7 protein-coding genes and 1 pseudogene are annotated in these 13,782 nt (G+C 66.5%); 2 read left to right on the top strand and 6 right to left on the bottom strand.

Annotated features, from left to right (window positions below):
• Window positions 1-31: 31 nt before the first annotated feature.
• The 6 genes and pseudogenes from O9281_RS13850 to O9281_RS13825 form a co-directional block, all read right to left on the bottom strand.
• On the bottom strand, window positions 32-1,507 hold the full coding sequence (locus O9281_RS13850; protein ID WP_298187010.1) for an SLC5 family protein: 1,476 nt from the start codon (window positions 1,505-1,507) through the stop codon (window positions 32-34).
• A 283-nt stretch (window positions 1,508-1,790) separates the two neighbouring features.
• Window positions 1,791-2,693, bottom strand: a pseudogene (locus O9281_RS13845) (autotransporter outer membrane beta-barrel domain-containing protein).
• 45 nt (window positions 2,694-2,738) lie between these two features.
• The gene (locus tag O9281_RS13840; protein WP_298187008.1) at window positions 2,739-3,725 is read right to left on the bottom strand and encodes a DUF2891 domain-containing protein; all 987 of its coding nucleotides are present in this window, start codon (window positions 3,723-3,725) and stop codon (window positions 2,739-2,741) included.
• Window positions 3,725-4,660 (bottom strand): DUF979 domain-containing protein, encoded by a 936-nt coding sequence (locus tag O9281_RS13835; protein ID WP_298187005.1) that lies wholly within the window; start codon window positions 4,658-4,660, stop codon window positions 3,725-3,727. The genes O9281_RS13840 and O9281_RS13835 overlap by 1 nt, the downstream gene beginning before the upstream one ends.
• Window positions 4,657-5,334, bottom strand: coding sequence for a DUF969 domain-containing protein (locus tag O9281_RS13830; RefSeq protein WP_298187003.1), 678 nt, complete (start codon window positions 5,332-5,334; stop codon window positions 4,657-4,659). Before O9281_RS13830 ends, O9281_RS13835 begins: the two co-directional genes overlap by 4 nt.
• Window positions 5,331-8,915 (bottom strand): hydantoinase B/oxoprolinase family protein, encoded by a 3,585-nt coding sequence (locus O9281_RS13825; protein ID WP_298187002.1) that lies wholly within the window; start codon window positions 8,913-8,915, stop codon window positions 5,331-5,333. Before O9281_RS13825 ends, O9281_RS13830 begins: the two co-directional genes overlap by 4 nt.
• 79 nt (window positions 8,916-8,994) lie before the next feature.
• On the opposite strand from O9281_RS13825, the gene putA reads away from it, so the two are divergent.
• Window positions 8,995-12,117 (top strand): bifunctional proline dehydrogenase/L-glutamate gamma-semialdehyde dehydrogenase PutA, encoded by a 3,123-nt coding sequence (putA, locus tag O9281_RS13820; protein ID WP_298186999.1) that lies wholly within the window; start codon window positions 8,995-8,997, stop codon window positions 12,115-12,117.
• 70 nt (window positions 12,118-12,187) lie between these two features.
• A complete protein-coding gene (locus O9281_RS13815) occupies window positions 12,188-13,777 on the top strand; it encodes a fatty acid--CoA ligase (protein WP_298186997.1) in 1,590 nt (529 codons plus the stop codon).
• The last annotated feature ends 5 nt before the right edge of the window (window positions 13,778-13,782 follow it).

Below are 13,782 nucleotides of genomic sequence, written 5' to 3'. Positions count from 1 at the left end.
ACCATGATGTGACCGCGACCTTACAAGGCAGTCAGGCCTTGGCCTCGGCAATTCCCCGCCAACCGGTAAAGCGGGCCTTCCGCCCCAATACCAGGCGGTTGAAGCCCAGCGCGAAGAGCACCGAAGTGACCAGGGTCACCACCATGAAATCGATGTAGTGCAAGCCGATCAGGCCGGCTGGCTGCCAGGCGAAAGTGTAGAGGCCATAGAGCGCCACACCCCAGACCACCCCGGCAATCGCCGCCCGCGCCGCGACGCCGCGGAACAGCAGGGCGACGATGAAGGCCGAAAGGATCGGCATCGAAGACAGGCCGTTCAGCTGCTGCAACAGGTTGATGATCGACTTGGCGTTCTGGAACACGGGCACCATCAGGATCGTGGTGACCGTCAGCACGGCCGAAACAACCGCCGCCAACCGCCGGTGATCCTGCACCGGGCGGATGAACTTGGTGTGGAAGTCCACCGCATAGAGCGCGACCGAGCTGTTGAGGATGGCGGCCGTATGCGCGATCACCGCCGCTGCCATCATCGCGGCAAAGGCGCCCGACAACCACTGCGGCAAGACGGCGGCCACCACCTGGCCATAGGCCGCATCGTCGACATCGCCGAACAGCTTGTATCCGACCACGCCGGGGATCACGACGATCGCCGGGATGATCAGGATCCGCACCGCCGCTGCGGCCAGCACGCCCTTCTGCGCCTCGCGCACGGTGGGGGCGGTCATGGCTTTTTGCGTGATGTTCTGGTTGGTCGACCAGTAGAAGATCTGGATGAACAGCATCCCGGTGAACAGGGTGTGGAACGGAATCGGTGAATCCGCATCACCCACCATGGTCAGCCGTTCGTGCGGGATGCCCGAAAAATCCCAGTTGATGGCATTGAGCGCCAGGATCACCACCAGCATGGCAATCGCCAGCACGCCGATCCCGGAATAGGTGTCCATCACCGCCACGGCGCGCAGGCCGCCCATCATCGTGTAAATCGCGGCCACGATCGCCATCGGCGCGGCAAAGTACCAGAGCGGCCAGTCCACCGCGAACATCGACTTGAGGAACAGGCTGCCCGAATAGAGCGCGGCTGGCAGGTAGATCAGGATATTGCCAATCAGGAACAGCGCCGAAATCAGCGTGCGGATCGAGCCGCCGTCATAGCGCTGTTCCAGCAGTTCGGTCACCGTGGTGCAGCCGGTCCGGTAATAGACCGGCACGAAGACGAAGGCCAGGATCAGCAGGCCGACAAACCCGGCAAGTTCCCACCAGGCCAGCAGAAGCATCTGATTGCCGTTCATCCCCACCAGCTGTTCGGTGGAGAGGTTGGTCAGCGTGATTGCCCCCGCGACATAGAGCCATTTCAGGCCCCCACTGGCGAGATAAACGTCCTTGGCCGAGCCATCGTGCGCCGGGTGGGCGGCTTTGGTCGTCGTCCGCCAGGTCAGAAAGCCGATCAGCGCCAGCAGCGCCACAGCCATCGTCACCTGTCCGGCAAAGCTTGCCCAGAACTGCCCCATCGCGCTTCCCCCACCTGCTTGTTCTTGCAGCAATACTAGGCCGATTGGCGGCTGCGCGCCAGCACCCGCCGCGCTGCCTGCTTCACAAAATACGCAGCACTTGAGCAGCCCTGTTGATCGGCCAATTGCGCTTGGCCGCAATCCGCTGCGACGCAACAGGGTCTACCGGTATCCTGTGCCTTTCCGGCAGCCCTTTGAGCGAGGCCCAAAGCAGTTGCGAAGACAGGTTCGCCGGGGGATGCATGGCACCCCCCGGCGTTCCCGCGCGACCCTTGCGGGTAACTTAGAATTCGTGGCTGATGACCACCTTGACCGTGCTGTCAGACCCGACGCCGGAAGCAAACCGGCTAAGGTATTCGACGCCGAACAGCCAGTTGCTGCGCAATTCGAGGTCGAGGTTGCCGCCCAGCACCAGTTCGTCGCGGTCCAGCGTGTTGAGCCGCAGGGCCGAGTATGGTCCGGCCAGCAGGTCAGCATAGGTCACCAGCTCATCGCCGTTGCGATCGAGTTGCCACAGGTACTCAGCCTTGAGCTCGGGGTAGAGCCGGGTCCCGCCACCCAGGTCAGCGCTGTAGCGCAGCCGGGTGCCGAGGCCGAGCGAGGTCGAGTCCACCGACTGGTCGAGGAAGGTCAGGTCGAAGACCGATCCCGAGCTTTCGGTATAGCCCTCAAGCCGCGCCCGCGAGAAGTCGAGCCGGGCATAGGGCGTGAACTGCCACTTGCCCCGCATCAGATCCGCACCAAGGCTGACCGAACCCAACCACTGATGGCCACTGCGCTGCGGGTCGACCAGGCGTGCGGTCGAGGTGACATAGCGCCGCAGGTCGAAGTCGAGCCACTGTTAGCCGACCAGGCCGTCGATGAGGATCCCGCTGCCCGGCGGGTAGCTGGCATAGAGCGCGACCGTCTTGGCCTCGCCCCGGCTGCGCGAGCCGTTCTTGCCGATGTCGACCGTATCACGCCCGAACCCGATGCCCAGGCCCGCCGCGAAGTTGGGGCTGAAGCGATAGTCGGCACCGATCGTGATCCCTTCGGATTCGAACTCGTAGGACTGGTTGTTCAGGCCGGCGTTTTGGTCACCGAACCGGATGACGCCCGCAGTCCAGATCCCGACCGCGCCCGTCCCGCTTGCACCGGCCGAGCCGTTGCAGCCGTCCGGCGCGCGGCAGCCCCCGCACTGACGCAAGGGGGAAGCTGCAAAATGCCACTATGGCATTGTTTACCGGTGCTTTTACTCAAGCGCAAGCAGGGCAAAACTGGCTAGCCAGTGCTCACCCATGTAATCGTCGCCCAAGTGTGGCAGGGCTGCGGCAAGCTGCAATTCGGCGGTCTGCCGGGCCCGTTCGACCACTGGATGGGCTGCGGGCAAGGCCGCCGCGATCCCTCGCCAGCACCAGGCGCGACTGAGGTTCAGCCCGTCGAGATGGGCGATCTTGCCATCGCTGCGATCGGAGACCGTGGCAGGGGTAAACAGGGTCGCAGGCAACCCTTGCGCAGCGCGCGGCAGGAAGCGGTCGAACCAGCTTCCGAAGTCTTGACCCAGCACCCGACTCATCAGCAGCGCCTCGGTCAGGGCCGAGGACAGGAACTCGTCCCCGCCTGGCTCCCAGGCCTGGCAATCGGCATCGTTCGCGAACCAGTCGCGCGCCCTGGTATCGATCAGGGTGACGAGCGCCGGATCATGGGTCAACGCCCAGTCGCGCGCCAGGGTCAGCGCGAAGGCCGAGGAATAATGCGTGCCGACGCGGATCGGATAGGTCTGGATCGGCAGGAAATCATGAAACCGGCGGGCAAAGGCGGCGGCAAAGGCATCGGCATGGCGGGCCCACGGCGCGCTGTGGAGGACCATTTCCCCATGCAGCGCCAGCGCCCAGGCCCAGCCATAGGGCCGCTCGAAACCGCGCGCCGATGGCCGGGCAAGATAGGCGGTTTCGACCGCGAAGTTGTCCGCCGTCAGCATCTCGGCCGCCAGCGCGCGGACCCGCTCGGCCTCAGGCAGATCGGGATAAAACCGGGCGAGCCGCAGCACCTGCCACCAGCCGTGGACGCAGGAATGCCAATCGAAGCTGCCGAAGAAGATCGGGTGCAGTTCGCGCGGTGTGCGGGCGTCCTCCGGCCCATCGAGCACGTGGTCCAGCTTGTGCGGGTACTCGCGGGTCAGGTGCCCGGTGGTCAGCGCCATGAAGCGCGCGGCGTGGGTGGCATCAAGGTGTGTCATCAGAAGGCAAACCACCAGATAAACAGCGTGTTGACCACCAGCAGCGGCAGCGCCGTGCCGACCTGGGCCTTGACCACGGCGTTACGGTCCTTGAGCTCGAGCAGCGCAGCCGGCACGATGTTGAAGTTGGCCGCCATCGGCGTCATCAGCGTGCCGCAGAAACCCGCCAGCATCCCGATCGCGCAGATCACCGCCGGATCGCCGCCATATTGCCGGATCAGCAAGGGCACGGCGATCGCCGCCGCCATCACCGGGAAGGCGGCAAAGGCATTGCCCATGATCATCGTGAACAGCGCCATGCCCAGCGCAAAGGCGATGACCGCGCCAACCAGGCTGCCTTCGGGAATCACCCCTGCCATCAGTTGCCCAACCACGTCCCCCACCCCGGCGAGGGCAAAGACCGCGCCAAGGCTGGCCAGCATCTGCGGCAGGATCGCCGCCCAGCCGACCGAATCCATCAGCCGCCGCCCTTCCTGCACCGGTGCTGCGGGATGCGGCCGCAGCCAGGCCATGCCGATGACCAGCGCCAGCAGCGCGCCCAGCGCCAGGCTGACCAGCGTCACCTGCTTGGGATTGACCAGCCCCGGGACATGTTCGAACCCGAAAGTGCCGATCAGCGCGGTTGCCGGGATCACCAGCGCGAGCAGGAACAGCCGGTTGCCATGCCGCGTCGCCCGCTCGGCCCGCACCTCGGGCGCAGTGCCGCCGCTGCCCCGGCCAAGTTGCCCGGTCCCGGCAATAGCAACGAGGGCAAGGACGAGCAGACCATTGCCGAAATCGCCCAGCCGGTCGCCCGCCAGCATCGACAGCGCCAGCAGGCCCCAGAAAGCCCCGTTGCCCCAGCGCTTCGGATTGGTCGCATCGCGCAGCGAAAGAACCGCGAAGGCCAGGAAGGTCAGACCCGCGAAGCCATAAACGAAAGGCAGCCCGATCATTGCCCGGCTCCTTTGCGATCAAGCCGTCGGTCCAATCGCCACAACCGGAAGCCATGGATGAAGAAGGCCGCAAAGGCAGTCGGGATCGCCCAGACCGAAAGTTCGAACGGCGAGAGCGTAATTCCCTGCTGTTCGAGGAAGCCGACCATCAACAGGATCGAACCGATCGCGATGAAGATGTCCTCGCCAAAGAACAGCCCGACATTGTCGGTCGCCGCCGACATGGCCTTGACCTCCTCGCGCTGGTCCTCGGTCAGTTCGGCCTGCCCTTCGGCCGCCGCCTCAGCCATGGGGGCGACCAGCGGGCGAACGGTCTGGGCATGACCAGCGACCGAAGTCAGCCCCAGCGCAGCGGAGATCTGGCGGATCAGCAGATAGCCGGTCAGCAAGCGGCCGGTGGTCGCGCCCTTCAGGCTGGCGATCACGCCGCGGGCGCGCTCCTGCAACCCATGCGCCTCAAGCAGGCCGATCACCGGCAGCACGATCCAGACCACGCTGACATAGCGGGTATCGTTGAAGGCCTTGCCGAAGGCCGAGACGATGGCGTGGAGATCGAGCCCCGCCGCCAGCCCGGTTACCCCGGCTGCGGCGACCACCACCAGCAGCGGATTGAAGCGCAGCACGAAGCCCAGAACCATGACAGCAATGCCACTTAGCACCCATAGTTCACTCATTGTCCGAAACCTCCCCCACCCGGCGTTTCAACCACCATCACATCGCCCGGCTGCATGACTGTTCCGGCAGTAGATTCGAGAACCTCAACTTCACCTGAGGTTCGTTCGACCCGTGTTGCACCGACCTCGCCCGGCGCTCCGCCAGCGAGGCCAAATGGCGGAATTCTGCGGCGATTGGCCAGCATTCCCGCTTCCATTGCCTCAAGGAACCGCAGCCGCCGCAGCGCCCCGTCGCCGCCGCGATGCCGCCCCGCCCCGCCCGAGCCGCGCCGGATCGAGAACTCTTCCAGCAGCACCGGAAAGCGTGTTTCGAGCACTTCGGGATCGGTCAGGCGGCTGTTGGTCATGTGGGTCTGGACCACGCTGGTCCCGTCGAAATCCGGCCCAGCGCCAGAGCCGCCGGCGATGGTTTCGTAATACTGATAGCGCTCGTTGCCGAAGGTCAGGTTGTTCATCGTTCCCTGTGCGGCGGCCATGGCGCCGAAGGCTCCGAACAGCGCATCGGTGACCACCTGACTGGTCTCGACATTCCCCGCCACCACCGCCGCCGGATAGCGCGGGCGCAGCATGCAGCCTTCGGGTACGAGGATCGTCACCGGGACCAGGCAGCCCTCGTTCATCGGGATCGGATCGTCGATCATCGTGCGCAGGACATACATCACCGCCGCGCGGACCACGCTGAAGGGCGCGTTGAAATTGCCGGGCAGCTGGTCGCTGGTTCCGGCAAAGTCGATCGTTACCTGGCGGCCCACGCGGTCTACGCGCACGGCCACGCCAACCACCGCGCCGTTATCCAGTTCATACCGGAACGCGCCATCCTCCAGCCGCCCGATCAGGCGGCGCACGGCTTCCTCGGCATTGGCGTGGACATGGCCCATATAGGCGCGGACCACATCGCTGCCGTGCTCGGCGCAGGCTCGTTCCAGCCCCGCCGCCCCGCGCGCGCATGCGGCGACCTGGGCCTTCAGGTCAGCCACATTGGCCGCGATGTTGCGCGCCGGGTATGGTCCGGAGGAGAGGATCGCCGCGATCTCCGCCTCAAGGAAGCGGCCTTCATCGACCAGCAGGACATTCTCCAGCAGCACGCCCTCCTCGTCGATCGAGCGGCTGGTCGGCGGCATCGAACCCGGTGCAATCCCGCCGACGTCGGCATGATGCCCACGCGCCGCGACATAGAAATCGGGTTCCGCTCCCGCGCGTACGAAGACCGGCATGACCACCGTGATATCGGGCAGGTGCGTACCCCCGGCATAGGGCGCATTCAGGACATAGGCATCGCCGCGCCTGATACCTCGCCCGTCCTTGCCACAGGCGCGCTCGCGCAGGATCGCCTGGACGCTCTCGCCCATCGAGCCGAGGTGAACCGGCATGTGCGGCGCATTGGCGACCAGCCGACCAGTCGCATCAAAGATCGCGCAGGAGAAATCGAGCCGCTCGCGGATGTTGACCGACATGGCCGTACGCGCGAGCGCCGAGCCCATCTCCTCGGCAATCGCCATGAACAGGCCGTTGAAGATTTCGAGCCGGACGGGGTCGGCCTCGGTCCCGCTGGCAACCGTCGCGGCGCGCGGCGCGCTGCGGGTCAGCCGCAAGGTGCCATCCGGGTCGACCGCCAGCGCCCAGCCGGGTTCGACCACCGTCGTGGCCAGCGGATCGATCACGATCAGCGGCCCCTGTGCGGCAAAACCGACAGGAAGCGCGGCGCGGTCATACACCGGCACCCGATGCGCCGCCCCCGCGAGATGGCATTCGACCGTCTCAAGTGGCGGTCCAGCCGCTTCGGGCAGCGGCCAGGCCAGGGCACCCGAGGCTTCGCCCGAGGCAATGGCCTCCACCCGCACCCGGTCGATCACCAGCGCGCCATCGCCGTCATAGCCGAACTGCGCCCGGTGCGCGGCGGCAAAGGCGCTGGCGAGCTGGTCCGGCGCGCCGAGCGGCAGTTCGATGGTGTTTTCAGAGCCTTCGCGGCGCAAGAACAGGCTGGTGTGGACCTCAGCAGCGGCGCTGCCCAGTTCAGCGTGCACCAGCTCGCCCAGTTCGTCAGCCAGTGCGTGGGCCGCACCGGTGCCGTCCACCAGCGGCACCGCCAGCGTCCGCTCACGCACCGCCGCCTCGCTGGCAAGGCCCATGCCATAGGCCGAAAGCACGCCGGCAAGCGGGTGGACCAGCACGGTATCGATCGCAAGCTCGTCCGCCACCAGGCAGGCATGCTGCCCGCCCGCCCCGCCGAAGCAGGACAGGGCATAGCCCGTCACGTCATGCCCGCGCGCGACCGAGATCTGCTTGATCGCATGGGCCATGTTGGCGACGGCAATGGCGATGAAGCCTTCGGCCAGCGCCTCGGGCGTGAAGATCTGCCCGGTTTCGGCCCGGATTGCCGCAGCCATTTCGGCAAGCTTGCGCGCCACCACTGCGGTATCGATCGGCTGGTCGCCATTGGGCCCAAACAGGTGCGGGAAATGATCGGGGCGCAGCTTGCCCAGGATCACGTTGCAGTCAGTCACGGTCAGCGGCCCGCCATTGCGGTAACAGGCCGGCCCCGGCACGGCCCCGGCGCTTTCCGGACCGACTACCAGCCGCCCGGCATCGAAGCGGCAGATCGAACCGCCACCCGCCGCCACGGTATGGATCCGCAGCATCGGCGTACGGATGCGGACATTGGCGACGCGCACCTCGCTGTCACGCTCGAACTGCCCGGCATAGTGGCTGACGTCGGTCGAGGTGCCGCCCATGTCGAAACCGATCACGCGCGGCGCACCGCTCGCCTCGGCCGTCCGCGCCATGCCGATGATCCCGCCGGCCGGGCCGGACAGGATCGCGTCCTTGCCGCGGAATCGCGCGCCGCCCGCCAGCCCGCCGCTCGATTGCATGAACAGCGCCCGCCCCGCCCCGCCCAGCGCGGCGGTGAACTGGTCAACATAGCGGCGCAGCACCGGCGAAAGATAAGCATCGACCAGCGTGGTATCGCCGCGTCCGATGAGCTTGATCAGCGGGGCAACCTCGTGGCTCACCGAAACCTGGGTGAACCCGGCGGCGCGGGCCAGTTCGGCCAGCCGCGCCTCATGCGCCGGATAGCGATAGCCATGCATCAGCACGATCGCGATCGAGCGGAAGCCTGCCGCGACCGCCTCGGCAAAGGCGGTACGGGCCGTCGCCTCGTCCAGCGGGGTCAGCACCGTTCCATCGGCCATGACCCGTTCGGCAATTTCGATCACCCGGGCATGCGGCGGCTGGGGCAGGTCGATCCGGCGCACGAACAGTTCGGGCCGTTCCTGCGTTCCGATCCGCAGCGCATCGCCAAAGCCGCGGGTGATCGCCAGCACGGTCGGCTCGCCCTTGCGCTCCAGCAAGGCATTGGTGGCAACCGTTGTGCCCATCCGCACGTCAACCGGCGGCAGCGGCCCGTCCTTGGCACCCGTCAGCTGGCGGATGGCGGCGATGGCCGCGTCCTCGGTCCGGGCCGGATCCTCGGACAGCAGCTTGGCGGTAACCACATGCCCATCGGGGCGGCGCGCCACCACGTCGGTGAAGGTTCCGCCCCGGTCGATCCAGACCTGCCAGCTATCCGCCCCATCTTGCATCGCGCTGTCATAGGCCGCCGCGCGGCCAGTGCAAGAATGCTCAATTGGTTTCCATCGTAACCAGTGCTAGGAGGCGCCCATGCCTGCCCCGATCGATCGCTCCGCCCTTTGCGCCGCCTATCGCCAGGATGAGGAAGCCTGCATTGCCGAGCGCCTGCGCCAGGCCGCTCCGGCCAGCGCGGTCCATCCCGCAGCCCGCCGGATCGCGGCCCGGCTGGTCGAAGGCGCGAGGGCGCACAAGGCCAGCGGGCTCGATGCCTTTCTGCAAACCTATGGCCTTGGCACGGATGAAGGCATCGCCCTGATGTGCCTGGCCGAGGCGCTGCTGCGGGTGCCCGATGCGGCGACGGCGGACGCGCTGATCCATGACAAGCTGGGCGGGATCGACTGGTCGGAGCACCTGGGTGAAAGCGGCTCGACCTTCGTCAATGCCGCCACCTTTTCGCTGATGCTGACCGGCCAGGTGCTCGATCAGCGGCGCGCCAAGTCGGATGGCTTTGGCGCCGCGCTGAAGCGTGCGGTCGGCCGGTTGGGCGAACCGGTGATCCGCCAGGCGACCTTGCAGGCGATGAAGATCCTCGGCGGCCAGTTCGTGTTCGGTCGCACCATCGACGAGGCGCTGGAACGCGCCGCACCGGAACGCAAACAGGGCCTGACGCACAGCTTCGACATGCTGGGCGAAGCGGCCATGACCTTCGCCGATGCCGAGCGTTATCGCCAAAGCTACGAAATGGCGCTGGAGCGGATCGCGACGGAAGCGGGCGACGGCGTGGTCCGCTCACCGGGCATCTCGGTCAAGCTCTCCGCGCTCCACCCGCGCTACGATTTCCTCCACGCCGATGCCGCCAAGGCGGCGCTGGTGCCGATGCTGAAGGCGCTGGCGCTCAAGGCGCGCGATGCGGACATCCACTTCACCATCGATGCCGAAGAGGCCGAGCGGCTGGAGCTGTCGCTCGATATAATCGAGGCGCTGGTCAGCGATGACGACCTGTTCGCGGGCGGTTGGCAAGGCTTTGGTCTGGCGCTTCAGGCCTATTCGAAGCGGGCGGTGCCACTGGTCGACTGGACGATCCAGCTGGCCCGCCGCCATGGCCGCCGGATCATGGTCCGGCTGGTCAAGGGTGCCTATTGGGATAGCGAGGTCAAGCTGAGCCAGGTTGGCGGGCATGGCGATTATCCGGTCTTCACCCGCAAGGTTGCGACCGACGTCTCCTACCTGGCCTGCGCGGCAAAACTGCTGGCCGCGCCTGATGCGATCTATCCGGCCTTTGCCACCCACAACGCCTATACGATCGGGGCGATCAAGGCGCTGGCGGCACGCACGGAGTTCGAGTTCCAGCGGCTCCACGGCATGGGCGAGGATGTCTATGCCGAGCTGGCCAAGCACGAGGCCGAAGCGGGTGAGCCGCGCACCCCGGTGCGAATCTATGCCCCGGTCGGCGGGCACAAGGAACTGCTGGCCTACCTCGTCCGCCGCCTGCTGGAAAACGGCGCGAACAGCTCGTTCGTCAACCGCATGGCCGATGCCGAAGTGCCGGTGGATGAGCTGGTCGGCGATCCGGTCGAGGAACTGGCCGCGCTGACCACCCGGCGCAATCCCGCGATCCCGCTGCCGCACCAGATCTTTCCAGCGCGGCGCAATAGCGCCGGGGTGGACCTGGCCGATCCGCTGCTGCGCGCGCCGCTGCTGGCGCACCTCGATGAGCTGCGCGCGCTGCGCTGGGAGGCGGAGCCGACTGCGACTGCGGGCGAACCCGGCCCGACTTGCGAAGTGCACGCGCCGCATGATCAAGACCAGCTGGTCGGGACGATCCGGGTGGCAACCGCCGCCGATATCGCCTTTGCCGCCGAGCGCGCGGCGGCAGCGCAACCCGGCTGGGATGCGCTGGGCGGCGCGGCGCGCGCTGAACTGCTGGAGCGGGCCGCCGATGCCTTCGAGGCGCACACCCCGGAATTCCTCTCGCTCTGCCAGCGCGAGGCCGGCAAGACGCTGGTCGATGCCGTGCTGGAACTGCGCGAGGCGGTCGATTTCCTGCGCTATTACGCGACCCAGGCCCGCGCGCACTTTGGCGACAGTGTGGCGCTCCCCGGGCCGACAGGCGAGAGCAACCGGCTGACGCTGCACGGGCGCGGGGTCTTCGTCACGATCAGCCCGTGGAACTTCCCGCTGGCGATCTTCATTGGCATGGCGGCGGCCGGGCTTGCCGCAGGCAATAGCGTGCTGGCCAAACCTGCCGAGCAGACGCCGCTGATCGCCGCCCTCGCCGTGCGGTTGTGCCACGAGGCCGGCATTCCCGACGACGTGCTGCAACTGGTGCCGGGCGATGGCAGCGTTGGCGCGCTGCTGACGGCACGGCCCGAGGTGGCCGGGGTGGCCTTTACCGGTTCGACCGAAACGGCGCGCGCGATCAACCGGGCCCTCGCGCAGCGCGATGGGCCGCTTGCTACGCTGATCGCCGAAACCGGAGGACAGAACGCGATGATCGTCGACAGTTCGGCCCTGCCCGAACAGGTCACCCGCGATGTCGTGGCCAGTGCGTTCCAGAGCGCGGGCCAGCGCTGCTCGGCGCTGCGCGTGCTGTACCTGCAGGACGAGGTCCATGACGGGATGCTAGAGATGATCCGCGGAGCCTTCGAAGCGCTGGAGATCGGCAATCCGGAAGACCCCGTCACCGATGTCGGCCCGGTGATCGATGCCGAGGCCAAGGCCGCGCTCGACCAGCATATTGCCGCAATGAAGGCTGCCGGGAGTCGCGTGTGGCAGCGTGACCTGCCCGAGGCCTGCGCGAACGGAACCTTCGTTGCGCCCACGATCATCGAAATCGATTCGATTGCCGATCTGTCGCGCGAACACTTCGGCCCCATGCTGCATGTCGCGCGATTCCGGGCCGAGGACCTCGGGGCCGTGGTCGATGCGATCAACGCTACCGGCTATGGCCTGACCCTGGGCCTCCACAGCCGGATCGATGCCACCCGGCGGCTGGTCCAGGCCCGTGCCCGGGTCGGCAACTTCTATGTCAACCGCAACCAGATCGGCGCGGTGGTGGAAAGCCAGCCGTTTGGCGGCGAAGGGCTCTCCGGCACCGGGCCCAAGGCCGGCGGCCCGCATTATCTGCCGCGCTTCGCAACCGAGCGGGTAACCTGCATCGACACGACCGCGGCTGGCGGCAATGCCAGCCTGATGGCAGGTAGCCCAACCTAGCGCCTTTGCGCTTGCTCCCGGCCGTTCCACTTGCAAGAATGTCAGCAAGGGAAGGGACAGGGAGAGCTTGATGGACGAGGCAACTTACCAGCGGCTGCTCGCGCGCGCGCAGCGCACGGCGGATCTTTTCACCTTCGACGAATTCATCCGGTTCTGGGCGAAGGACAAGCCGGCCGGGATTGCGCTGGATGACGATGACCTGACCCTGACCTATGGCGAACTGGAAGACGCCACGGCGCGCGTTGCTAGCGCGCTGCTTGGAATGGGCGTCAAGAAGGGCGATCGCATCGCCTGGTTCGGCAAGAATGCCACGGCCTATTTCACGCTGTTCTTCGGCGCGGCCCGCGCCGGGATCGTGATGACCCCCGTGGGCTGGCGCCTGGCCGAGCCCGAAGCGGCCTTCATCATCGACAATGCCGAAGCGAAGGTACTGTTCCTCGGCGACGGGTTCGAAGCCTGCGCCGATACGCTGGGCAAGCGCCCGGGCCTGATCCGCTGCTTCACGGCCGATGAGGCGCGGAAGCTGATGAAGGACTCGCCGCGCATCGAATTCGAACCATCCGGTGCCAACGATGCGGTGCTCCAGCTGTATACCAGCGGCACCACCGGCAATCCCAAGGGTGCGGTGCTTTCGAACGCCAACCTGTTTGTGTTGCGCAAGGCCGGGATCGACAATCCCCATCCCTACAGCCTGCTCGACGATGACGAGGCGATCCTCGTCGCCATGCCCTGCGCCCATATCGGGGGCACAGGCCTCGGCGTCATGTCGCTGGCGGCGGGCCTGCCTGGGATCGTGCTGAGCGAATTCGAGCCGACCCGTGTGTTCGATGCCGTGGTCAACCGCGGGGTCACGCGGTTCTTCATTGTCCCGGCCGCGCTGCAGATGCTGCTCAATCACCCGGATTGCGCGAAGACCGATTTCAGCCGCCTGCGCTACATCCTCTATGGTGCATCGCCGATCCCGCTGGAACTTCTGCGCCAGTGCATCGCGATGTTCGGCGCCGAGTTCATCCAGGCTTACGGGATGACCGAGACCACCGGCACGATCTGCACCCTTCCGCCGGAAGACCATTCGGTCGAAGGCAATCAGCGGATGCGCTCAGCCGGCAAGCCGCTGCCCGGGGTCGAGATCATGATCCGGGGCAGCGACGGCAAGGCCGTGCGGACCGGCGAGATCGGGGAAATCGTCACCCGGTCGTCCAACAACATGCTGGGTTACTGGAAGCTGCCCGAAGCCACGGCCAGCACGATGGACGCGGATGGCTGGATCGCCACGGGCGACGTCGGCTATCTCGATCAAGACGGTTACGTCTATATCTATGATCGGGCGAAGGACATGATCATCTCGGGCGGGGAGAACGTCTACCCCGCCGAGGTTGAAAGCGGCATTTATGGACACCCGGACGTGCTGGAAGTGGCCGTAATCGGCGTTCCGGACGAGAAGTGGGGCGAAGCAGTGAAAGCAGTCTGCGTGCCCAAGCCCGGCCACACCATCGATGCCGACAGCGTGATCGGCTGGGCTCGAGAGCGGCTCGCCGGGTTCAAGGTGCCCAAGAGCGTCGACGTGATCGCAGCCCTGCCCCGCAATCCCAGCGGCAAGATCCTGCGCCGCGAACTGCGCGCACCCTATTGGGAAGGCTATGAGCGCCAAGTGAATTGAGAGGA

It is taken from the genome of Novosphingobium sp., from assembly GCF_027531025.1.
In the GTDB taxonomy this organism is placed as follows: domain Bacteria; phylum Pseudomonadota; class Alphaproteobacteria; order Sphingomonadales; family Sphingomonadaceae; genus Novosphingobium.
This window is presented reverse-complemented; position numbering and strand designations above follow the sequence as displayed.